At 63.5% G+C, this 23,460-nt stretch carries 18 protein-coding genes; 12 read left to right on the top strand and 6 right to left on the bottom strand.

All coding sequences use genetic code 11. The features are described from left to right. Positions 1-95 precede the first annotated feature (95 nt). A complete protein-coding gene (locus RFM98_RS08270) occupies positions 96-2,027 on the bottom strand; it encodes a pilus assembly protein TadG-related protein (RefSeq protein WP_320308407.1) in 1,932 nt (643 codons plus the stop codon). Between the two features lie 280 nt (positions 2,028-2,307). Here RFM98_RS08270 and RFM98_RS08265 point away from each other — a divergent pair, with 280 nt between their 5' ends. Together RFM98_RS08265 and RFM98_RS08260 are read left to right on the top strand one after the other, a co-directional pair. After that, positions 2,308-3,156, top strand: coding sequence for a TIGR01459 family HAD-type hydrolase (locus RFM98_RS08265; RefSeq protein WP_320308406.1), 849 nt, complete (start codon positions 2,308-2,310; stop codon positions 3,154-3,156). 32 nt (positions 3,157-3,188) lie between these two features. Next, positions 3,189-4,172, top strand: coding sequence for a bifunctional riboflavin kinase/FAD synthetase (locus RFM98_RS08260; RefSeq protein WP_320308405.1), 984 nt, complete (start codon positions 3,189-3,191; stop codon positions 4,170-4,172). Positions 4,173-4,291: 119 nt separating this feature from the next. Here the strand turns inward: RFM98_RS08260 and RFM98_RS08255 are convergent, their stop codons facing one another. Beyond that, positions 4,292-4,846: an HdeD family acid-resistance protein gene (locus RFM98_RS08255; RefSeq protein WP_320308404.1), complete on the bottom strand. Its 555-nt coding sequence runs from the start codon at positions 4,844-4,846 to the stop codon at positions 4,292-4,294. Between the two features lie 152 nt (positions 4,847-4,998). On the opposite strand from RFM98_RS08255, the gene RFM98_RS08250 reads away from it, so the two are divergent. Further along, positions 4,999-6,063, top strand: a complete 1,065-nt coding sequence (locus RFM98_RS08250; protein WP_320308403.1) for a hypothetical protein — start codon at positions 4,999-5,001, stop codon at positions 6,061-6,063. Positions 6,064-6,096: 33 nt separating this feature from the next. Here RFM98_RS08250 and RFM98_RS08245 read toward each other — a convergent pair whose 3' ends face one another. The 3 genes from RFM98_RS08245 to RFM98_RS08235 all read right to left on the bottom strand — a co-directional run bounded on the left by RFM98_RS08245 (position 6,097) and on the right by RFM98_RS08235 (position 9,618). Then, a complete protein-coding gene (locus RFM98_RS08245; RefSeq protein ID WP_320308402.1) occupies positions 6,097-7,527 on the bottom strand; it encodes a glycosyltransferase family 4 protein in 1,431 nt (476 codons plus the stop codon). Then, positions 7,527-8,477, bottom strand: a complete 951-nt coding sequence (locus tag RFM98_RS08240) for a glycosyltransferase (RefSeq protein WP_320308401.1) — start codon at positions 8,475-8,477, stop codon at positions 7,527-7,529. The genes RFM98_RS08245 and RFM98_RS08240 overlap by 1 nt, the downstream gene beginning before the upstream one ends. Positions 8,478-8,616: 139 nt before the next feature. Further along, complete coding sequence (locus RFM98_RS08235) at positions 8,617-9,618, bottom strand: hypothetical protein (RefSeq protein ID WP_320308400.1); 1,002 nt, start codon at positions 9,616-9,618, stop codon at positions 8,617-8,619. Between the two features lie 161 nt (positions 9,619-9,779). Between RFM98_RS08235 and RFM98_RS08230 the strand changes: the two genes are divergently transcribed. From RFM98_RS08230 to RFM98_RS08215, 4 genes are all read left to right on the top strand, one after another. Next, the gene (locus tag RFM98_RS08230) at positions 9,780-10,895 is read left to right on the top strand and encodes a glycosyltransferase family 4 protein (protein WP_320308399.1); all 1,116 of its coding nucleotides are present in this window, start codon (positions 9,780-9,782) and stop codon (positions 10,893-10,895) included. Between the two features lie 111 nt (positions 10,896-11,006). Continuing rightward, on the top strand, positions 11,007-11,804 hold the full coding sequence (locus RFM98_RS08225) for a MipA/OmpV family protein (RefSeq protein WP_320308398.1): 798 nt from the start codon (positions 11,007-11,009) through the stop codon (positions 11,802-11,804). 307 nt (positions 11,805-12,111) lie between these two features. Beyond that, positions 12,112-15,081, top strand: coding sequence for an isoleucine--tRNA ligase (gene ileS / locus RFM98_RS08220; RefSeq protein ID WP_320308397.1), 2,970 nt, complete (start codon positions 12,112-12,114; stop codon positions 15,079-15,081). 365 nt (positions 15,082-15,446) lie between these two features. After that, complete coding sequence (locus RFM98_RS08215) at positions 15,447-16,121, top strand: hypothetical protein (RefSeq protein WP_320308396.1); 675 nt, start codon at positions 15,447-15,449, stop codon at positions 16,119-16,121. 21 nt (positions 16,122-16,142) lie between these two features. Here the strand turns inward: RFM98_RS08215 and RFM98_RS08210 are convergent, their stop codons facing one another. Then, the gene (locus RFM98_RS08210; RefSeq protein WP_320308395.1) at positions 16,143-16,595 is read right to left on the bottom strand and encodes a nucleoside deaminase; all 453 of its coding nucleotides are present in this window, start codon (positions 16,593-16,595) and stop codon (positions 16,143-16,145) included. Between the two features lie 180 nt (positions 16,596-16,775). Between RFM98_RS08210 and RFM98_RS08205 the strand changes: the two genes are divergently transcribed. From RFM98_RS08205 to RFM98_RS08185, 5 genes are all read left to right on the top strand, one after another. Then, on the top strand, positions 16,776-18,860 hold the full coding sequence (locus tag RFM98_RS08205; RefSeq protein ID WP_320308394.1) for a pseudouridine synthase: 2,085 nt from the start codon (positions 16,776-16,778) through the stop codon (positions 18,858-18,860). Beyond that, positions 18,841-19,395 carry a 16S rRNA (guanine(966)-N(2))-methyltransferase RsmD gene (gene rsmD, locus RFM98_RS08200; protein WP_320212073.1) on the top strand — a complete coding sequence of 185 codons (555 nt, stop codon included), beginning with the start codon at positions 18,841-18,843 and terminating at the stop codon, positions 19,393-19,395. The genes RFM98_RS08205 and rsmD overlap by 20 nt, the downstream gene beginning before the upstream one ends. Positions 19,396-19,489: 94 nt before the next feature. Then, on the top strand, positions 19,490-20,848 hold the full coding sequence (locus tag RFM98_RS08195) for a M16 family metallopeptidase (protein ID WP_320308393.1): 1,359 nt from the start codon (positions 19,490-19,492) through the stop codon (positions 20,846-20,848). Between the two features lie 3 nt (positions 20,849-20,851). Beyond that, positions 20,852-22,246 carry a M16 family metallopeptidase gene (locus RFM98_RS08190; RefSeq protein WP_320308392.1) on the top strand — a complete coding sequence of 465 codons (1,395 nt, stop codon included), beginning with the start codon at positions 20,852-20,854 and terminating at the stop codon, positions 22,244-22,246. Continuing rightward, positions 22,243-23,097 carry a patatin-like phospholipase family protein gene (locus RFM98_RS08185; RefSeq protein ID WP_320308391.1) on the top strand — a complete coding sequence of 285 codons (855 nt, stop codon included), beginning with the start codon at positions 22,243-22,245 and terminating at the stop codon, positions 23,095-23,097. The genes RFM98_RS08190 and RFM98_RS08185 overlap by 4 nt, the downstream gene beginning before the upstream one ends. Positions 23,098-23,460: the final 363 nt, after the last annotated feature.

Here is a 23,460-nt window from a genome sequence, read left to right as displayed (position 1 = left end):
ATCTGATGCCGTCACGAGGGCATAGTTGCCGCGGCGGTCACGGCAGAATTGATGCCGGAATCTGCGCATCTCAGGTAAGCGGCTCCTCTTTCGGATCAACTGACGATGCGCAGATTCGACAGTTCGTTGCCGATCTCTTGGAAGTCTTTAGATAGCGAGTCGCCGGTCGAGTTCCAGAACAGTTTCTTGGGCTTGCTGGGGTCGGTCGGATCCTTGCGGAAACGCGAGTCCGACGAGCAGGTCTTCAAGGCTGCCATCTGCGCTGCCTCGGCGGTGTTGCTGGAATCGAGGTCGAGCGCGATGGTCATGACGATGACGTTGGCGGCCTTGGCATTGTTGCACAGCGTGGCGAAGTGCTCGTTCATCGCCTTGGTGTAGTTGGCGTTCGAATAGTCCGTCTTGCTGACATTGCTGCTGGTGCCGAGGAACGGGCGGCCATAGCTGTATGGGCTGTTGAACGGCATCTTCTGAGTGTCATAGGCCAGATAGCCCAGAGAAGAATAGGTCGCCTTGTTGCCGGCAAAGTCATTGGCCCCGGCCTTATAATTGGTGCTGGAATAAGGCTGGGCCCAGACCCGCTCGGGTGTATAGTAAGTATTGGCGCCGTCGGTCAGCACGATCAGCACCTTGTCGTTGCCTTTTTGCGTTTCCGGGCGTCCCTCGGTGAAGGGCGCGGTGCTGGAAAGCGTGCGCCAGCCCCAGGCCATGGCTTCCGGTACATTGGTGGCGCCGACGGCGACCATCGCGTCGATCGCCGTTTTCACCGCCGTCGCGCCGGCCGTGGTCGAAACATCGGTCAGCGGCGTGATCGCGGTCGTGCTGCAGCTTGTGTTTGGCCCCTCATTCATGCCGTAGGCCGGCGTCACCTTAGTGCCGACGCCGGCATTGAAATACTTCGGCATATATTTCTGACGCTCCGGGTTGCTGGCGCCGTTTGGCGTCATGTCGGCGTGCCAGTTGTTGTTTGACGAGTGGGAATAGCTGTCGATATTGTCGGTTTCGTCAGGCGCGAACATCGGCACGAACAGCGTCGCCGGCGTCGACGTCGAGGCCGCCGTATCCTGTATGTTGTACGGATAGGGGCGCGATTCGACGCAGCCTCCCCAACGCGCGATCGGGCCGTAGACTATGTTGGACGTACAAACGTCATTCGAATCCTTGGTGCACGACGCAATGCGCTTCATCCACTTATAGATCGAGAAGCGCGTAAGCCCGTTATTCAACTGAGCCGGATCCCACGCCGAGCCTCTCGCGTAATAGTTGTTGCCGGATTTCACGGCATATTGGTTAGGGGAGTTGACCGAGTTGAGCGTCGACCAGTCGAGGTTCTCCTGGTCGAGGGGCGAGACGCCTGTCGTGTCCATCCAGCTTGCACCGGCGTTGGACGGGCCGACATTGACCGAGGCGGCGAAGGGCACGAGGCTGAACTGGACCGGCTCGGAAATCTGTTTCATCAGCTGCGCCTGGCCGGACAACTGGTCGACAAGCTGCTTGGCGGCGCTCTTCAGAAGGTCGAATCTCACCTTGCTTGTGTTTTTGCCGAGCTGTGTCATCGAGCCCGAATTATCGAGCACCAGCGACACTTCCAACGTGTTCTTGAGGCGGACTTCAGATCTGGCCGAGAAGCCGATGTTCGTCTGGCCCGGGGTTCCGCCAAGCAGCGCGACCGCGGCCGGCAGGAAATAGGGCCGGTACGTCACAGCGGCCTCGAGAACCAGCGCGCCGCCACCCGCATTGTTGTTCGGCAAGGTGACGGTCAGCGTCGTGTTCGCAGGCAGAACGTGCCTGAGATTGGCCTCGAAGAATGTCTTGGCATAGGCTTTGGCATCGGTATCGTTGGCGCCGGCGACGATTTGCTGCGCCGTCGCGATGCCGGCGGCATCCAGTGCGTTCAGCGTCTGCTGCCGCTCCCGCACCAGCTCGGTATAGTCGACCGCCAGCGCCACGGCGCCCATCAACGGTATCATCGTGATGACCGTCATCAAGGCGTAGTTTCCCCGCCTATCGTGAAAAAAATCGCGGATCATTGCACTTACCCCCGCCAAGGACCCATGTTGATATACGACGATGGTCGTAGTCACCTGCTACGATGGTCGTAAATCGTTAAATTTCAGCTTGCGCGAAACAATCAAGAACGCACCGCGTTTTTGACGGCGCATTAACCCTGTGCTTCCGGGTGGGCGATATCACGGCTCGGTGCGGGGATCGGGAAAGCTCGTGACAGGATGAAAGGCTTCGGTTATGCGGGACCGGCCGTTGCGGACCCGCTGCCGCGGCCTTGCCAGAGATCAAAATCAGGGACACGGCATGGCGGATTCGCCTGACATCATCGCTTCGCTCGACGATCTTGCGGGGCGCTACGCCGCCATCCTGTGCGACGTATGGGGCGTCGTGCACAATGGCGAATGGCATTTTCCGGCCGCCGCCGCCGCTCTCGCCCGGGCGCGCGCGTCCGATGTGCCTGTCGTGCTGATCACCAATTCGCCGCGTCGCAGCGCCGACGTCGTTGCCCAGATGAAGGTCATCGGCGTTCCCGCCGATGCCTGTGACCGGGTCGTTACCTCCGGCGACGTGACACGCGACCTGATCGCCGATGGCCCGAGGAAGATCTTCCATATCGGCCCCGACCGCGATTTCACACTCTATGACGGGCTCGACGTCGATCTCGTCGAGGAATTCGAGGCCGCTGGCATCGTCTGCACGGGGCTCTATGACGACGAGGTGGAGAAGCCCGCCTACTATGCCGAGCTGCTGCGGCGGCTGCGTGCGCGCAACCTGCCGTTCATCTGTGCCAATCCGGATATCCTGGTCGAGCGCGGCGAGCGCATCATCTGGTGCGCCGGCGCGCTCGCGCGAGATTACGCACAACTGGGCGGCCGCACGCTGATTGCCGGCAAGCCTTTCGCGCCGATCTATGATGTCGCCATGAAGGAGGTCGCCGGATTGCTCGGTCGCGCCGTCGAGCGCTCAGAGGTTCTCGCCATCGGCGACGGCATGATGACCGATGTCAAGGGCGCGGCCGACAACGGCTTTGACGTGCTCTATGTCTCGGGCGGCATCCACGCGCGTGAGCATGGCGACGATCCCGCGCGGCTGGCGGGCTTTCTCGAAAAGCACGGCTACCGGCCGGTCGCCGTCATCCCGCGTCTGCAATAGGTTGGTAGTCTGACCATGACGGGCGCCTCGACATGACGCAAGCCTTCGAACGTCTTTCCGCGGTCGCGCCGCTGCCCGCGCATCTGCGCGGCGGCGTCGTGGCGATCGGCAATTTTGACGGCGTCCATCGCGGCCACCAGTCCGTGCTGGAGCGCGCGCTGGCTGAAGCCCGGCGCGACGGCGTGCCCGCCTTGGTGCTCACTTTCGAACCGCACCCGCGCAAGGTGTTCCGCCCGGAGGTGCCGCTCTTCGTGCTGACGCCGCCGCCGATGAAGGCGCGGCTGCTCGCCGGGCTTGGCTTTGCCGCTCTGGTCGAACAACCGTTCACGCGCGATTTCGCCTCGCTCTCCGCCGAGGCTTTCGTGACCGATGTGCTGGAGAAGAATCTCGGTATCCACCACACCGTCACCGGTTTCGACTTTCATTTCGGCAAGGACCGTCAAGGCGGTCCGGCTTTTCTGATGGCGGCGGGTGAACGGCACGGCTTCGGCGTGACGCTGGTCGACGCCTTCCGAGATGAAGGCGCCGAGGTGGTCTCGTCGAGCCGCATCCGGGGACTGCTGGCCGAGGGCAAGGTGCAGGAGGCCGCCGGCCTGCTCGGCTACCGCTTCACCATCGAGGCCGAAGTGATCGGCGGCCAGCAGCTTGGGCGCACGCTCGGTTTCCCCACCGCCAATATGCGGCTTTCGCCGGAAGCAGCCTTGAAGGAAGGGATCTATGCCGTCCGCTTCCGCCGCGCCGACGGCACGTTTCACGATGGCGTCGCCAGCTTCGGCCGCCGCCCGACCGTCGACGCCAATGGCGCGCCGCTGCTCGAGACTTACGTTTTCGATTTTTCCGGCGATCTCTATGGCGAGACCTGCGAGGTGTCGTTCTTCGGCTTCCTGCGCCCGGAGCTCAAATTCGACGGCCTCGACGCCCTGGTGGCGCAGATGAAAAAGGACGAGACCGAGGCGAGGGCGCTGCTCAAGCGCGTGCGCCCGCTCTCGCAGCTGGACGCCGAAATCGCGTTCTAATGCATGTCGCCCAGAAGTGTGCAGCGGTTCTGGGACAACGACATGCATCAAAACAAAGACTTAAAGCGCGTCGCCTGAGTCCGGTTCAGCGCGACGCGCTTTAGATCGTCCTGTTGCTTCTACCGCTTCAACGCCAGCCCGATGGCGATGAAGCTCCAGCCTTGGAACACCAGGTCGATCGCCAGAAACATGCCCAGCACCCAAAGGCTGTTCACCGGCCAGCCCATCGCGATCATCAGGCCGAGCAAAATGGTGATGATGCCGGCCGCGAGCAGCCATCCCCAGCCTTGATGCGGCCGGTGATGGAAGGCCACCCAGGACCGCAGAAGCCCTGAAGCGACGAGCGCGACGGCCAATAGCAGCGTCAGCACCGCCGAGGCCAGCAACGGGTTGTCGAAGGCGAAAAAGCCGGCGACGGCGTAGAGCAGGCCGCTCAGCAGCCAGTAGAAGAACCGTCCCCAGGTCTTGACCCCGAAGGCATGGATGATCTCGATGATGCCTGCCATCAGCATCAGCCAGCCGACGACATAGACCGAAGCGACGGTGGCGATGAACAGATTGCCGAAAGCGATGCCGCCGAAGATCAGCAGCAACACGCCGAGCGCCACGAACCAACCCCATTTGTCCCGCGTCTGGCCAATCGCGTCCTTGAGAGCGTCGCTTGGCAAAGTCATGGTTTCATCTCCCTCGAAATTCACCACCGGTTGCGCGGCGAAAGGAAGCTAAACTGAATGGCATTGTCCGTCCAGCAACAGGGTCGAACCCTGGGGGCTGGCGTCCACGACCTTCCACCGCGATCGTCACTGTGGTAGCGGTCCATGACCCGGTGCCTGCCGGGCGAGCAATCGTCGCGAAGACCATGAGAATCCTCGAAGTCGGGCGTACCCCATATCTGAGCGGCTATTTCTCCGGCGTCGGAGTGGACAGGTTCGATACCGGTCCATATCAAAACAGCACGGCGCCTGAATTCGCCGGATTGCTGGCGTTGCTCAGGGCTATCGGAAATGAAAAATACGATCTGATCGTTTGCGAGCCTAACGTCCGGCGGCGCTTCGATGCGCTCTCACGCCTTCTCTTTTCGCGACGGATCTTCTCCGAGAGACCGTCCATCTCCTCGATCTTCGCCCAGCAATTGTTTCGCCGTCGCCTCGATGTGCCTATCGCCGTTGTCGATATGGAGGATCATTCGCGCATCGCCGCGGCCGATCGCTATCTGCTTGCAAGGTGCACTCTGTACTTCAAGCGCGAGCTGCCGTCGGACGAGTGGAAGCTTCTGAATGGCGGCGACGGCTTTGCCGGTCGAAGCCTACGCTCGAACAAGCCCCTGCGCGCGATGATGGAGAAGATCCTGCCGATCTCGCTCGGCATGTCGCCAGACGGGGAGGCATTCGCGCAAAGCATGGCGAGGCCCGAGAAGACGAGCGATGTGTTCTTCGCAGGCAACGTCCACGGCATGCCCGAACGCGAAAGGGGACTTGCCGAACTGCGCGAACTCGCGGTTGCCGGCGTCAAGGTCGATATTCCCGAGCAACGCATTGACCGTCAGGAGTTTTTCCGGCGTTGCGCCGCGGCCTATCTGGTCTGGTCGCCGGAGGGCTACGGATGGGACTGTTTCCGTCACCACGAAGCCGCGGCAATGGCCTCCGTGCCGGTCATCAACGCGCCTTCCATCCGGCCCTACAGGCCGATGCGGCATGGCAGCGAGTGCCTCTACTACGTACCTGAAAAAGGCGCGCTGGCTCGGACGGTCCTGGCCGCGCTCGAGAATCGCGACGACTTGATAGCCATCGGGCGGGCGGCGCGAGAGCAAGCGCTTTCCTTCAAGCGTCGGAGTGAGATCGGGCGCTATGTCGTCAACGAAACCTTGAGCCGGATCCGGAATACCGGGTAGGCAAGCCGCTTGTCCCGGCAACTGTGAAGGCGGTCATTCTCCCGACGGCTGGACTTCGCCGGCGAATGGCGCAAGCGCCGCCTCCAGCGTCTCCCGGCCAGCCTGCTCCCAGCTTCGCGCCACGAATTCGCCGGCCTTCGCCTCATATGACGCGCGGGCCTCGGGCGAGGCGATCCACCGTCGCATGGCGTCTACCCATCCTTCGACGTCGAGTGGATCAAGGCAGAGTCCGAACGGACCGACCACTTCGGCGATGGCTCCGCCGGTCGAGGCGATCAGGGCCTTTCCATATGCCAGCGCCTCGACGGGCGGCAGCCCATATCCCTCATAGAGCGACGGGTACGCGCAGAACGCGCTGTTCCGGTAGAGGAGGGACAACGTCCCATCGTCGACATTGTCGAGATGGATAAGGCTCTTGCCGTAGTCGGGATGGCTGTGAAGCTTCGCCAGCACGTTGTCGACCATCCAGCCGCTGCGTCCGACGAAAACCAGCTTCATGCCGCCATACGCGACCGTTCCGTCCAGGACGAGGCGCCGCCAGACGTCCATAAGCAGCGAATGGTTCTTGCGCGGTTCGATGGTGGAAACGAACAGGATATAGCGACCCGTCTCAAGTCCGTCCGGCAGACGGCCGTCCGCCTTCGATTTGCGGGCACTGTCGCAGCCGAGCGGGACATGTTTCAACTCCGGCAGGTGGATGCCGAGCCTGGCGGCATACTCCTCGACATCAGCGGTGACACGCTTCGACGTCAGGATGAAGCGGTCCGCCAGTCTGATCGCCAAATTCACATAGTCCGTGAATCTCCTGACGTCATGCGGCTTGTACCAATCGGGAAACTGGATCGGGATGATGTCGTTCAGCAGCACGATCAGTTTTGCGCCGGCCGAGCGGCACTCGCGCGAAATGACCTCGATATCGGTGTGCGCCCAGTCATTGTTCATCAAAAGCAGATGGTCGCCGGGCGCCAGGTCGTATTTGTTGCCGGCCACCGTCCGCAGCGGCACGATCCGAACGCGTGAACCGTCGTCGCGAGCGACCAGCCGTCGCTCGTTTGGCTTCATCAGCCGGTTTTCGATCCGCTCAAGCAAGGGAACAATACTGCTGCCGGGATTGCGCCGGGCGAACGCGCCGATTTCCGTTATCAGGATCCGGCGCGCTTTTATGACCGCCATCAGCGACTGCCGCGTCCAGTTCGGCCCGCGATCGTAAAACCGCATCTTGATGCGTGCCGGGTCCGGATAAAAACTCATGTCGCACGAAATGTCGCCGGCGATGAATTCCGCCGCCATTTGCGGTGAAACCTGCCGGAGGATCCGCTCGGTCGGGTCGAACACCGTGAACGCCACCTCGGAGGCCTTGAGTGCGGCCGCCGCCGCGCCGTAATGCCGCTGGACGCGGACCAGGCCGACCGGAGGGCCGAGCCAGCGCGCCATGCTCGTGAGATCGACGACAAGCCGCCGCATCAGTTCGGCCGCATTTTTGCAGGGCGCGCGATCATCCTGCGCCAGGCCAGTCGGGGTCCGAGCGCCAGCGCCTTGAAGGAGGGGCCGCCGACAGCCGCGAGCAACAGCAGCTTGCAGGTGATGGCCAAGGGTATGCCCGCGGTCCGCAACAGCAATTCGATGTCGCGTCTTTCCAGGCCGGAGACAGCGACCCCGGTGGCGGCGCGCCATGCCAGAAAGGCTCCGATGGCCTGCGCGGGTTGGCCGTTTGCGTCGAACGGCTCGGCGCAGGAGCGACGCAACAGCGCCGACTGTCTGGCCAGTGCCGCGGCCGCCTTTTGCTGATCCTCCTTCATGCGCGATACCTGCCCAGGGTGCGAGCGCAATTTGACCAGTCGCGCATCCATGTTGGCCAGTTTTCCTGTCTCGGAAAGCCGCAGCCACAGATCATAGTCCTCGGCATAGGTGAATGCGCGACGGTAGCCTCCCACGCGCCGGACGGCCTCGGTCCGGAACATCACTGTCGGATGAAGCATGGGATTGTATCTGGCAAGCGCATCTCGCAACTGTTCGTTGCCGATGGGAACGTCCATCGGCCTCAACGGCTTTCCGGCCCGGTCGATCTGCAATCCCGCCGTACCGAGCAACTGCAAGTCGGCATCCGCGTCGAAACACGCCACCTGCAGGCGCAATCTGTCGGGCAGCGAGACATCGTCGCAATCCATGCGCGCCACGAGGGGGGCCCGCGCGAGGGAAATCCCCAAGTTGAGCGCGTCGACGATCCCCTTGCCGCGATTGGCGACAATTTTGACGCGGCCATCGCGGTCGCCGAGCGACGTCGCGATCGCGGCGCTATCGTCCGAAGAGCCATCGTCGACGACGATGACTTCGATATCGGCCAGATCCTGGTCCAGGATGCTTTGCAGGGCTTCGCCGATATACTGCGCGCCGTCTCTCACCGGAATGATCACACTTACTGTCGGCAATAGAACTTCCTTGCGATAATCGGGCGTGACCGAACGACCGTTGAATCCGATTTGGGCACGGGGCGGTTGCGGCCTGGATCCAAAGTTCCATCCCAGAGTTCGATCATTGTGTCGACTGTCAATCTCATTGTCGCACCGACTTGAGGGAGGCCTGAAGGGCGGGCTCGAGCAAGCGTAGAACCGCCTCGCGCTTTTTCGCCTTCAACGAGAGGTCGCCATCGAGGCCGACCTCATGAAGCCAGCTTCCCCGCCATTCGCAATAGGCCTGCCTGAGTCCAATTCCGGGCAAGGCCGCGAATGCGGTAATCGGCCGTTGCGGCACCGCGTTCGGGTCCATATCCCGATACAGCACCTCCCAGTTGGCTCCCCCGGTATCGAGGCCGGCGAACCAGTCGAGCCCGAAATCGAGAGGCTTGCGGCCGACGGCGTCGAATCGAAAGAAACAATAGCCCGCCCACAAATACCAGCGCGCACCCGCCCGGCGGAGGTCGCCGTAAAACGCCACGTCTTCAAGAGGTTCGAAGGGATCGCATGGCTGCGTCGGAAAGAGATCCTGGTCCAGAAATCCGAACGCGGCCGGCGCGGCGGGCTTCAGAACATTGTGCCACATCCAGTTGAGCGCCGCGCCGTGGGACCGGCTCGGGTTTTTTACGGTCCAGGGATTGGCCGGCAGCCTGACATAGGCGGCGCCTCGGGCCGCGCATGCCTGCCTGTTCTCGCGTGCGGAAGCTTCGCCGACGCTGTTGTCGGCCACGATGTGGAGATCGTGGCGAACAAGGCCTCCGGTCAGCCGCAACTGCAGATCCAGGCACTGGGCATCGCCGAACGCAACGGTAAGCAGGACATCGCGACCCCGGGCGGCATCGCGGATATCCGGGATGTCGCCATCCCTGACCGGCTGGCCCAGGAACCTCCGGTCGATCTTGCGGTAACGGGCAGTCTTGATGGCATGAATCGGCGGCTGCAGCCTCAGCCATTGCCGCCAGTCGTATTCGCGCAGGGCCTTTGGCACGGGTAGGGCGGCTTTCAGTCCAGCCCGGCTCGGCAGCCGCCATCGACCCGTGGAATTTTCATCAGAGCGCTCCGGCTGGCCTTTTTCGAAGAACTCGAATGCAACAGCATTCAAGTCTCTTGATAACCGGCTATATACAGCATATTCGTTTTTTTCAACACGACCAACATTTGAGCGCCCGGCTGTGTTTGTTTGGATTGGGAAGTCTGGGGCGCACCCGGAACTCTCTCCGTCCGACCTGACTTGGGGGGTAAGGCGGCGCTCCGGAAAATGCGATGAGAATCTGCTGCGCGATCTCTGCCCTCTTTATGAACGGAGGTCTGCAAAGGGATTGTCTCAATATCAGCGACCGACTGGTCAGGCGCGGCCATTCCGTCACAATCCTGACGACACGCCAGGTCGGTCATGTCGAGAGCTCGGCGACAATAAAAGTCCAACCGGCGCGCGTTATCTCCAATCCGGGCACCGAATATGCGCTGGGAAAGACCCTGCTGACGGCCAGGCGAGACTTCGACTGCGTGGTAGGTTTCAACAAGATGGCGGGCCTGGATATCTATTATGCCGGCGACCCGCCTTATTTTGCCTCGAAGCTTGGATGGTGGCGGCCGTTTTCGCCCCGCTTCATTCGCCAGCAAAAGCTGGAATCGATGATCTTTGCTCCTGGCCACGCCGTGCAGATCATCGCGCTCAGCGAACACCAGGCGGCGCTTTACCGCGATTTCTGGCGAACGGAAGAATCGCGCATCCATGTTGTCGGACCGACGCTCGATCCGAAACGCCGCAGACCGGAGCTGCTGGCCGGCGATCGCAATGAAATCCGCGATCGTTTCGGGCTTCCCCGCGAAGCCGTCATTGCCTTGACCATCGCCAACAGAATGAAGGTGAAGGGTCTCGACCGGGCGGTAAAGGCTCTTCAGCCATTCTCGAACATCCATTGGCTGGTGGCCGGTCTTCGAAAGAACAGCGAGGAGGAAACCCGACTTCGCGCCCTGATTGCCAAGTCCGGCATGTCGGAACGGGTCATCCTCCTGGGTATCCAGGAGGACATCCCGGCGATTGTGGTTGCGAGCGATTTCATGCTGCATCCGGCTCGCCTGGAAAATACGGGCACGGTGATCCTGGAGGCCCTCGCAAATGGCCTGCCGGTCATTGCGTCGGCCGCTTGCGGATATGCAAAATATGTCGAAGCCAGCGGGGCGGGACTGGTTGTGGCCAGTCGCGACGATCCCGAAATCTGGCGGCAGGCAGTCCTGAAAGCCGGCAACCCGGCGATCCGCGCCGAATGGCATCAGGCGGCCCTGGCCTATGGCTCGTCAACGCCGCTGACCGGTGGACTGGAAACTGCCTGCGATCTGATCGAGAGGTCGCGCCGCAATCGGCGCGTCGGTTAGTTCGCCTGTCGGTTCCGATGTTACGACTTTAAGTCAAATTTTACCGAACGCGCGGCATGGCTTGGGTGGCGGCAGATGGAGTTGCCGGCGTGTTTCGCGTAAGGGGTGACGATGCGTATTGTCGGGAAGATTCCGCTGGCCGTCGCCGTAGGTCTGTGCACCGCGCCTGTCGCCCAGGCGGGCGAAGGCAGCTGGATATCCGGCGACTGGTACCTGACGCTCGGCGCCACCGGCCTCGTCGCGCCGAATTTCGAGGGCGGCAAGAAATACATGTTCAGCGCCCAGCCGATCATCTCGCTCGGCAAGGTCGGCCCCGAGGCGCGCTTCACCTCGCGCAACGACAACATCTCGCTGGCGCTGATCGATGACGGTTCCGTGCGCGCCGGCCTCACCGGCAAGTTCCTGTTCCATCGTGAAAGCAAGGATGAGCTGAAGGGCCTCGACCCGGTGCGCTTCGGCGGCGAGGCGGGCGGCTTCTTCGAATTCTATCCGCTGGATTGGCTCAGGGCGCGCGCCGAGCTCAGGCACGGCATCCGCTCCCATAACGGTTTCGTCGCCGACATCGCCGCGGACGCCTTCTATGACATCACGCCCACGGTGCGCATTTCCGGTGGCCCGCGCGTGTCCTTCGCCTCGTCCGACTATTTCGACGCCTATTACGGCGTCAATGCCAAGGAAGCGGCGGCTTCGGGCTTGAGCGAGTACCATCCGGGCGGCGGTGTGAAGTCGACGGGCCTCGGCGGCGCGATCACCTGGAAGGTGACCGAGCCGATGACGGCAAGCGTCTTCACCGAATATTCGCGCCTGATGGGGCCGGCTGCCGATTCCAGCCTGGTCAAGGAACGCGGCGATCGCGACCAGTGGATGTTCGGTGTGTCGACCACATACCGCTTCAATTTCACGATGTAGGCCGCGAAAGCGGCCCCACGCCTTGAAATCCGTGCTTTATTCCTGCCGCGCCATCCGCTAAAAGCCACGCCATGACGAGCTTTTCGCGCCTTTTTTCGATCGCGATACGAATTACGGGCCCGGTGTTCCGGGCGGCCTGAGCGCCGCCGGAGCCGCCGGGAGTTTTCGCGCGCGCCCCTCGCGCCTGTTCCAGAACATCAACGCATATTGCCCAAAGTGGCACCGGTTTCGGGAAAACGATATGCGTGAAAGCAAAGACTTCAACGCCCGGGCTTTTCGCCGTCGGGCACCCTGAGATGGCAGATCAATGACCGATACAGCTACGTCCGAGACGATCGACTATTCCAAAACGCTTTATTTGCCCCAGACGGATTTCCCGATGCGCGCCGGCCTGCCCGAGAAGGAGCCGGGCCTGGTCAAGCGCTGGCAGGACATGGACCTCTACAGGAAGCTGCGCGAGGAGGCCGCCGGCCGCGAGAAATTCGTGCTGCATGACGGCCCGCCCTATGCCAACGGCAACATCCATATCGGCCATGCGCTGAACAAGATCCTCAAGGACGTCATCAACCGCTCCTTTCAGATGCGCGGCTACGACGCCAATTACGTGCCGGGCTGGGACTGCCACGGCCTGCCGATCGAATGGAAGATCGAGGAGCAGTACCGCGCCAAGGGCAAGAACAAGGACGAGGTGCCGGTCAACGAGTTCCGCAAGGAATGCCGCGACTTCGCGGCCCACTGGATCAAGGTTCAGGGCGACGAGTTCCAGCGCCTCGGCGTCATCGGCGATTTCGACAATCCCTACACGACCATGGCATACCACGCCGAGTCGCGCATCGCCGGCGAGCTGTTGAAATTCGCCATGTCAGGCCAGCTCTATCGCGGCTCGAAGCCGGTGATGTGGAGCGTGGTCGAGCGCACCGCGCTCGCCGAGGCCGAGGTCGAATACCAGGACTATGAGAGCGATACGATCTGGGTGAAGTTTCCGGTCGCGAGCCTCGCCCAGCCGGTCGCCGACGCCGCGCCGGCGCTGGATGGGACAGCGCTCGACCTGGTCGAGGCGCATGTCGTCATCTGGACCACCACGCCCTGGACCATCCCCGGCAACCGCGCCGTCAGCTATTCGCCGCGCGTCGTCTATGGCCTCTATGAGGTGACGGCGGCCGAGAATGCTTTCGGCCCGCAGCCCGGCGAGAAGCTGATCTTTGCCGATGCGCTGGCGGAAGAGTCCGCGGCCAAGGCCAAGGTCACGTTGAACAGGCTTCACAGCGTCTCGGCCGAACAGCTTGCAAGCCTTACGCTTTCGCATCCTTTCAAGGGTCTCGCGGGCGGCTATGAGTTCCCGGTGCCGATGGTCGCCGGCGAGCATGTCACCGACGATGCCGGCACCGGCTTCGTCCACACAGCGCCCAGCCACGGCCGCGAGGACTTCGACGCCTGGACGGACGCGGTTGCCGAGCTGCTCAAGCGTGGCGTCGACACCGCAATCCCTTTCCCGGTCGACGATGCCGGCTTCTTCACCAAGGACGCGCCGGGTTTTGGTCCGGACCGCGAGGGTGGGCCGGCGCGCGTCATCGACGACAACGGCAAGAAGGGCAATGCCAACCAGGCGGTGATCGAGGAATTGATCAAGCGCAACGCGCTCTTCGCGCGCGGCCGGCTGAAGCACAGCTATCCGCACTCCTGGCGCTCGAAGAAGCCGATCATCTTCCGCAACACGCCGCAGTGGTTCGTCTATATGGACAAGGACCTCGGCGACGGCACGACCTTGCGCAGCCGCGCGCTGAAGGCGATCGACGACACCCGCTTCGTGCCTGCTGCCGGCCAGAACCGCATCCGCGCCATGATCGAGGAGCGCCCCGACTGGGTGTTGTCGCGCCAGCGCGCCTGGGGCGTGCCGATCGCCGTCTTCGCCGACGAGGACGGCAATGTGCTGCAGGACGAGGCGGTCAACCAGCGCATCATGGATGCCTTCGAGAAGGAGGGCGCCGATGCCTGGTTCGCCCCCGGCGCCAAGGAGCGCTTCCTCGGCAATCACGATGCTTCGAAATGGCACCAGGTGATGGATATCCTGGACGTCTGGTTCGATTCCGGCTCCACGCATGTCTTCACGCTTGAAGACCGTCCGGACCTCAAATGGCCAGCCGACGTCTATCTCGAGGGCTCGGACCAGCATCGCGGCTGGTTCCATTCCTCGCTGCTCGAAAGTTGCGGCACCAGGGGCAGGGCGCCTTACGAGGCGGTCATCACCCATGGCTTCACCATGGACGAAGAAGGCCGCAAGATGTCGAAGTCGCTCGGCAACACCGTCGTGCCGCAGGACGTCATCAAGCAGTCCGGCGCCGATATCCTGCGGCTCTGGGTGGTGACGACTGATTATTGGGAAGACCAGCGGCTCGGCAAGAACGTGCTGCAGACCAATATCGACGCCTATCGCAAGCTCAGGAACACCATCCGCTGGATGCTGGGCACGCTCGCGCATGACGATGGCAAGGATGTGCCGGTGGAGACGATGCCGGAGCTGGAGCGGCTGATGCTGCACCGGCTGTCCGAGCTCGACGAAGTCGTGCGCCAGGGCTACGACGCGTTCGAGTTCAAGCGCATCACCCGCGCGCTGCTGGATTTCATGGTGGTCGAGCTCTCGGCCTTCTATTTCGACATCCGCAAGGACGCGCTTTACTGCGACGGTCCGTCGAGCCTGCGCCGCAGGGCGGCCGTGCAGGTGGTGCGCCATCTCTTCGAATGCCTGGTGAAATGGCTGGCGCCGATGCTGCCCTTCACCACCGAGGAAGCCTGGCTCGACCGCCATCCGGAAGCCGTGTCGGTGCATCTCGATCAGTTCCCGGCAATCCCGCAAAACTGGCGCAACGAGGCGCTGGCCGAGAAATGGCGCAAGGTGAGGCAGGTGCGCCGCGTCGTCACCGGCGCGCTGGAGATCGCGCGCGCCGAGAAGCTGATCGGCTCTTCGCTGGAAGCCGTTCCGGTGGTCACCATCGACGACGCGGCGCTGGAGGCGGCGATCGCCGATATCGACATGGCCGAGATGGCGATCACCAGCGACCTCGTCATCGCGCATGGCAAAGCGCCGGAAGGCGCCTTCACGCTCGACGACGTCAAGGGCGTGGCGGTGGTTGTGGAAAAGGCCGAGGATCGCGGTCTGGTCAAATGCGCGCGCTCCTGGCGCTACACCGCCGATGTCGGCCAGGATCCGGAGTTCCCGGATGTCTCGGCCCGCGATGCGGCGGTGCTGCATGAGCTGAAAGCACTTGGGCGTTTCTAGGCGCATGTTGCCCAAAAGTGCGCAGCGGTTTGGGCTAACGACATGCACCGCTCAAATAACTGCATGTCGCCCAAAAGTGCGCAGCGGTTTTGGGCTAACGACATGCACCGGTCAAATAAGTGCATGTCTCCCGAAAGTGGGAACCGGTTTCGGGATAAAGACATGCACCCATCAAATAAGTGCAGAAATGCCACGCCGGGCGGCCCATATCCGCCCGTGCGTTGCCCTTAATAAGTGGTTGAGGTAAACACGCGACACTCCGGCAGACAAATTGTCGCCGGATTTCCATCGCAAATGCGGGGAAGAAGGGGACCGTGCCCTTGGCCGGTGGCGACCGAAAGGCTGTTAGAGTGGGACTTATTGGCATGACCGACAGAATGTTTGCGCGTGCCGCGCTGCTGGCACCGCTTGTGGTATCGGCCATGGCTTTGTCCGGCTGCATGAGTTCGCCCACCTACGGAACCGACAAGACCGCCGCCGCGCAGCTGTTCGACGACGTTTCCGGCGCCGCCGCCATCACGCCGAAGCGCCGCGATCCAATCGACTATAAGCCGCGCCCCGATCTGGTGAAGCCTGCGCCGGGCCAGAAGGAAAACCTGCCGCCGCCACAGCAGAGCATCCAGACGGCGAGCACCGATTGGCCCGAATCGCCCGAGGCGCGCCGCGCCCGCATCCGCGCCGACGCCACTACGCACCAGAACGATCCGAATTATCAGCCGGAGGCGGTCGAGGACGTGCAGACCGACCCCGCGTCCGTGAAGAAAGCGATGGCCGATTCGGGTTCCAGCCACCCGCCGCGCTGGTCGCCGGATGATTCCAACACTACCCGCAAAGCCGAGATTCAGCGCCGGCTTGCCGAACAGAAGCAGGGCGATCCGACAGTTCGCAAATATCTGAGCGAGCCGCCGCTTGCCTACCGCCAGGCCTCCGCCGCCGCGCCGCAGAACGAACTCGGCGAGGACGAGTTCAAGAAGGAGCGCCGCCTCAAGGCGCAGGCGGAAGGCAAGAAGGGCGGCTGGTTCGACTGGCTCGGCCTGTAGGCCGGAACTGGCCGCGCAGGCCTACGGTTCCCGTCTCTCGCGAAAGAAATCCTTGAGGATGAGGGCGGCGTCGCTCTCGCCGATCCCCGGATAGATGTCGGGCGCGTGGTGACAGGTGGGCGAAGCGAAGAAGCGCGCGCCGTTGACCACCGCGCCGCCTTTCTCGTCGGCTGCGCCGAAATAGAGCCGGCGCAGCCTGGCGAAGGAGATCGCGCCGGCACACATCGCGCAGGGCTCCAACGTGACATAGAGGTCGTGGCCGGTCAGCCGCTCGCTGGCGAGTTCCCGGCAGGCCTCGCGGATTGCCAGCATCTCGGCATGCGCCGTCGGATCGGCAAGCTCGCGGGTGCGATTGCCGGCTTTCGCGATCACCGTGTTGCCATTGGCGATCACCGCGCCGACCGGCACTTCGCCGCGGCTGGCGGCCGCCTCGGCCTCTTGCAGCGCCAAGGCCATGAAATCCGGTCGTTTCAAGCGGTTTCCATTCCGATTACTCCTCGCCACCCGAGAGTGATCCTGTTATCTAGCGCGAGACCCTGAAAACCGGAATCGGTTTTTGCCGCGCCGCTGGATGCGCAAAATCAAGATGACACTGCCTGCGCTAGGCGTCCGAAAGGGCGCGCGGCGCTGTAGCAGGTGAAGACGAGCAAAGTAATGGACGACGACAAGAAATCTTCACGCGGACCGCGCAAGGGCGGCTCGAAACCGGCGGGCCAGCGTGACCGCAAGCCAGCCTACGGCGCCAAGAAGCCGTTCGCCAAGCGTGAGCGACCGAAGGCGGCCGAAGGCGAGCGCCGCGATGTCGACGGCGGACGCCGCGATGTCGACGGCGGACGCCGCGACTTCAAGCGCAGCTACAAGCCACGCGAGGCGGGCGAGGGTGCGGCGCGCGCCGAAAAGCCGTTCCGTAAAGGTCCGCGCCCAGCCGGCAAGCCCTCCGAGAAGCGTGAAGGTCGCAAGCCTTACGCACCGCGCGGAGACCGGCCGGTGGCCGCCGAAGGCGAGCGCCCGGCCCGCGATGTCGACGGCAAGGGCGGCGACTTCAAGCGTGGCTACAAGCCGCGTGAAATGGGTGAAGGCGGGGAGCGTGGTGACAGGCCGTTCCGCAAAGGTCCGCCGCGCGACGGCAAGCCCTTCGAAAAGCGTGAGGGCCGCAAGCCTTACACACCGCGTGGCGACCGGCCGGCGGCCGCCGAAGAGCGGGGCGAACGACGGTTCGACCGCCCCAAGCGCGAGTTCGGCGACCGCCCGGCACGCGACTTCGCCGACCGGCCGAAGCGTGATTTCAGCGATCGACCGCCGCGCGACAGCGCCCCAAGAAAGCCGGAGGGCGGCTTCAAGCCCCGTCCGCGTCCCGGCGAAGCAGAACCAGAGAGCGGCGAGCGCATAGCCAAGCGGCTGGCGCGCGCCGGCATCGCCTCACGCCGCGATGCCGAGGAACTGATCGCGGCCGGCCGCGTCAAGGTCAACGGCAAGGTGCTGGACTCGCCGGCCTTCAACGTCAGCGCCTCCGACGTCATCCATCTCGACGGCACCGAGATCCCGCCGATCGAGCGCACGCGTCTCTTCCTGTTCCACAAGCCGGCGGGCGTCGTCACCACCAACCGCGATCCGGAAGGCCGCAAGACCGTCTTCGACGTGCTGCCGTCCGATCTGCCGCGTTTGATGACGATCGGCCGGCTCGACATCAACACGGAAGGCCTGCTTCTGCTGACCAATGACGGCGGGCTGTCGCGCGTGCTCGAGCTGCCGGCCACCGGCTGGCTGCGGCGCTACCGCGTGCGCGTCCACGGCAAGGTCGAGGAGAGCGCGCTTGCCGGCCTGCGGGACGGCATTGCCGTCGACGGCGTCTTCTACGGTTCGGTCGAAGCCTCGCTGGACCGCGAGCAGGGCACCAATGCGTGGCTGACCATCGGGCTGCGCGAAGGCAAGAACCGCGAGGTCAAGAACATCCTGGGCGCGCTTGGCCTCGATGTGACCCGGCTGATCCGCATCTCTTATGGGCCGTTCCAGCTCGAGGATCTCCCCGAGGGCCATGTGCTGGAGATCAAGGGCCGCGTGTTGCGCGAACAGCTCGGCGAACGGCTGATCGAGGAATCCGGTGCCAACTTCGATGCCGAGATTCAAAAGCCGTTTTCCAACAAGCCGGTGCGCGGCAGCGGTCCGCGCCGCGAAGAAGAGGCCGACAGGCCGAAATTCACGCGCGACGGCGACCGCCGGCCGATCGGCGAGGGTGGGCTGATCAAGGCGCGCAAGCGCCGCGAAGGCAGTCGCGACGAGGCGCTGAGCAAGCTTTCGACAAAGCCGGACAGGGCATTTGGGCCGGACAGGGCATTTGGGCCGGACAGGGCGTCTGGGCCGGACAGGGCGTTTGGCGAGCGCGGCCCGAAATCCGATCGCGGCGGTTTCGGCGACAAGCCGCGCGGTGGGTTTGGCGACAAGCCCCGGTTCGGCGGCAAGAAATCCGAGCGCGAGCAGCGGCCGATTGAGCCGCCGGGCCAGCGCAAGGCCAATGTCTGGATGGCGCCGGGCGCGCGGCCGATCGGCAAGGGCAGGGCGGAAGCCGACGCCGCCAAGGCCGCCGAGGCGAAGGCGCGCAAGGCATCCTACAAGCCGGGCGGCAAGGGCAAGCCGGGCGCAAAGCCTTTCGGCAAGCCCCGCGGCGAGCGCCCCGAAGGCGATGGCGGCAACAGGCCGCGCGGTCCGAAGAGGGGCGGCGATGCGGATCGTCGGCGGTGAGTTCCGCGGGCGTCCGCTGGCGACGCCGAAAAGCAATGCCATCCGCCCGACCACAGACCGCACCCGTGAGGCGGTGTTCAACGTCCTGGCGCATCGCTATGCCGAAAAGCTCGAGGGCGGCCGCGTGCTCGACCTCTTCGCCGGCACAGGCGCGCTCGGGCTGGAGGCGCTGTCGCGCGGCGCCTCCTACTGCGTCTTCATCGAGGAATCGACGGAAGGGCGCGGCCTGATCCGCGAGAATGTCGAAGCCTACGGGCTCACCGGCCGCACCAAGATCTTCCGCCGCGATGCCACGCATCTCGGTGAAGCCGGCACGATCTCGCCGTTTGATCTGATCTTTGCCGATCCGCCCTATGGCAAAGGGCTCGGCGAGCGCGCGCTGCGCTCGGCCAAAACCGGCGGCTGGCTTGTGCCTGGCGCGCTCTGCGTCGTCGAGGAGGCGGCCTCGGCGCCATTCGAACCGGGCGCCGGCTTTTCCGTAAGGGACGAACGCAATTACGGCGAAACGGTCATCCGTTTCATCGAGGCCGACTAGATTGCTCTAGCCACGCCTCGAAAATGACGAACAATTCGCTTTGCCTCGCCAGCAAAGCTTTCCTATCGTCGTGCACCCGGGACCGGAGAATTCGATGACACCAACGAGGATTGGGCTGCGCACGGCGCTTCTTGTCGGCGCGCTGGCGCTCGCGGCGGCTCCGGTCCGTGCGGCCGACGATGGCGAGGTCAAGGATTTCCTGCTCGACAACGGCATGGAGGTGGTCGTCATCCCGGACCACCGCGCGCCGATCGTCACCCACATGGTCTGGTACAAGATCGGCAGCGCCGACGAGCCGCCCGGCAAATCCGGTATTGCGCATTTCTTCGAGCATCTGATGTTCAAGGCCACGGCCAACCATGCCGCCGGTGAGTTCGACCGCGCCGTGTCCGAGATCGGCGGCTCGAACAACGCCTTCACCTCCTACGACTACACCGCCTTCCACGAGACGGTGCCGCCTTCGGCGCTCGAGCAGATGATGGGTTTCGAGGCCGATCGCATGCGCAACCTGATCCTGACCGACGATGTCATCCAGACCGAGCGCGACGTGATCCTGGAGGAGCGCCGCTCGCGCATCGACAGCGATCCGCAGGCGGTGCTGGATGAGGAGGTCGATGCGACGCTCTGGCAGAACCAGCCCTACCGCATTCCGGTGATCGGCTGGATGCAGGAAATGGAGCAACTGAACCGTCCGGATGCGAAAGCCTTCTACGACAATTACTACCGGCCGAACAACGCGGTGCTGGTGGTCGCGGGCGATGTCGACCCGGATACCGTCAAGGCGATGGCCGAGCGTACCTACGGCAAGGTCGCGCGCGGCCCTGACCTGCGGCCGCGCATCCGCCCGGTCGAACCGGAGCAGAACACCAAGCGGACAGTGACGCTCACCGACGGGCGCGTTTCGGTGCCGAGTTTTTCGACGCAATGGGTCGTGCCGTCCTATCACACGGCCAAGCCCGGCGAGGCGGAGGCGCTCGACCTACTGGCCGAGATCCTTGGCGGCGGCAACCGCAGCCGGCTGTACCAGGAGCTCGTCGTGAAGCAGGGGATCGCCTCCGACGCGGCAGCCTACTTCCAGGGCACCATGCTCGACGACACCAACTTCACCGTCTATGGCGCGCCGCGCGGCGACGCCAAGCTCGCCGATGTCGAGGCGGCGGTCGACGCCGAGATCGCCCGCATCGTCAAGGACGGCGTGAGCGATGATGAGCTGGAGCGGGCCAAGACCCGCTATGTGCGCTCCATGATCTTTGCCCGCGACAAGCAGGACGACATGGCCAATATGTTTGGCTCCACGCTTGCCACCGGCGGCAATGTCAAGGATGTCGAGGAATGGCCGGACCGGATCCGCAAGGTCACCGCCGATGAGGTCAAGGCGGTTGCTGCCCGCTACCTGGTGCTCGATCGTTCGACCACCGGCTATCTCTTGCCGCAACAACAGGCGGGGAATTGATCGATGAGCTTGGTACTTGTGCGCCTACGCCGCTCGTTCTTGCCTTCTCCCCTTGTGGGGGAAGGTGGGCGCCTCTACCGCGCCTTCGCCACCTTGTGTTTTGCCCTGTTCTTCCTGCTGCTGCCGGCGCTCGCCGCCCGCGCCGAGATGAACATCCAGGAGGTGAAGTCGAAGGAGGGCGTCACCGCCTGGCTGGTGGAGGACCATTCTATCCCGCTGATTGCCATCCGCTTCGTCTTCGATGGCGGCAGCGCGCAGGATCCGGCCGGCAAGGAGGGGCTTGTCAACCTGATGACCGGCCTGTTCGACGAAGGCGCCGGCAATCTCGACAGCGACGCCTTCCAGCAGAAGCTCGACGATGCCGGCGCCGAGATGAGTTTCCAGGCAGCGCGCGACGGCACCTATGGCACGATGCGCATGCTGTCACAGGAGAAGAACGAGGCTTTCGACCTGCTGAAACTTGCAGTCGACCAGCCGCGCTTCGACCAGGCGCCGATCGACCGTATCCGGGCCCAGGTGCTGTCCGGCATCCTCGCCAACGAGCGCGATCCGAACACGGTGGCGCAGCAGCGCTGGCTGCGCGCCATCTATGGCGAGCATCCTTATTCGCGCTCCGACCAGGGAACGAAGGATAGCCTGACTACCATTACCGCCGATGACATCAAGGCCTTCCACAAGGCCAATTTCGCCCGCAACGGCCTGCGTGTGGCGGTGGTCGGCGACATCGATGCCGCGACGCTGAGCAACAAGCTGGACGAGGTATTCGGAGGCTTGCCTGAAAAGCAGGCATTGGCCCCGGTCGCGGATGTCACGCCCAAGCTCGGGCAACAGCTCGAAGTGAACTACGATTTGCCGCAGACCTCGCTGCAGCTCGCCTGGCCGGGCGTGAAACGCAGCGATCCGGATTTCTTTGCCACGGTGTTGATGAACGAGATCCTTGGCGGCTCGACCTTCACCTCCCGGCTCTTCTCGGAGGTGCGTGAGAAACGCGGCCTCGCCTATGGCGTCAGTTCCGACCTCGTCGACAACGAGCATTCCCACTCGCTGCTCGTAACGACGGCGACGCGTTCCGACCGCGCTGCCGAAACGCTTTCGATCGTGCGCCAGGTGGTGAAGGACATGGCTGAGAACGGCCCCACCGAGGAGGAGCTTGCGGCGATCAAGAAATACTTGATCGGCGCCTACGCCATCAACAATCTGGATTCCTCCAGCTCCATTGCCGCGACGCTGGTCGAGCTGCAGGTCGACAATCTCGGCATCGACTATATGAAGCGGCGCGCCGCGCTCATCAACGCGGTGACGCTCGCCGACGTCAAGGCGGCGGCGAAGAAGCTTCTATCGGCCGATCCCGCCGTGATGGTCATCGGCCCGCCGCTGGCGGGAGGCGGCAAGGGATGAGCCCGACCTTCGGCGTGGCCTTCGGCGGCGGCGGCGCACGTGGTCTCGCTCATATCCATATCATCGAGGCTCTCGACGAACTTGGCATCGAGCCGGTGGCGATCGCCGGCTCGTCGATCGGTGCCATAATGGGCGCCGGCATGGCCTCGGGCATGCGAGGGGCCGAGATCCACGGCTATGCCCGCTCGATCCTCGGCAGCCGCGCCGAGGTGGCCGCGCGCATGTGGCGTTCGCGGCCGGGCACGATCGCGGAGGCCATGCAGGGCGGCATCCGCGTCGGCCAGTTCAATGTCGAACGCATCCTGAGAGCCTTCCTGCCTGACGCCATCCCCGCGACCTTCGAAGAGCTGAAGGTCCCGCTCAAGGTGACGGCGACCGACTATTTCGGCCACAAGCTGGCAGTGTTCGAAGAGGGCGACCTGCAATCGGCGCTGGCAGCCTCGGCCGCCATTCCGGCGGTGTTCCGCCCGGTGACGCGCGATGGCCGCGTGCTGATTGACGGCGGCATCTACAACCCGGTGCCCTTCGACCTCATCGAGAAGGACGCCGACATCATCATCGCCATCGATGTGGTGGGCGCGCCGAGCGAGGCCGAGCGCAGGCATCCGACCACCGTCGATCTGATGTATGGCGCCACGCAGTTGATGATGCAGTCGATCATCGCCAACAAGCTCAGGCAGCACCGGCCGGACATTCTGATTCGCCCCGCGGTCTCGAAATACCGCGTGCTCGATTTCCTGAAGGTCGAAACGTTGATGGCCGATACGGTCGAGATCAAGGACGAGCTGAAGCGCGCCGTCGAGAAGGCCGTGGAAGCGCATGGCGGCAAGCGGGGGAAGAAGAAGGTGTGAGGGGGTGCCTGAGGAAGGAAGCCACTTATCCTGAATTGCCGGAACAGCGCGCGAACCAGCTAATCGAATCCCAGATTAAAATGCCCTAAGGTTGTACCATTCTGGTGCAATTGCGGCTGAGGTCTGACGACTTAGGTCTGATTGAGGATGCGCAAGTGTCTGCGCAAATCATGAAAAACAATATCATCGGTGCAGTCTGGTCGCAGCCACGATCAGTCTGCGTTTTGTCATTAACTCTTCATCAAATTGCCAGTTGACGCACGCTCCGGTAGAGTTAATAATCCCCTAATATAAGAGTGGCGTGAAGAGTCTCTCGACCGGCAACAACGAGTCGCGACGCTACTGGGGCAGGGGATACGCAGC

Origin of the sequence: Mesorhizobium australafricanum, from assembly GCF_033977265.1 — a bacterium.
GTDB classification, from domain to species: Bacteria; Pseudomonadota; Alphaproteobacteria; order Rhizobiales; family Rhizobiaceae; genus Mesorhizobium; species Mesorhizobium australafricanum.
The sequence above is the reverse complement of the archived record's forward strand: the minus strand, read 5'-3'. Positions and strand labels throughout refer to the sequence as shown.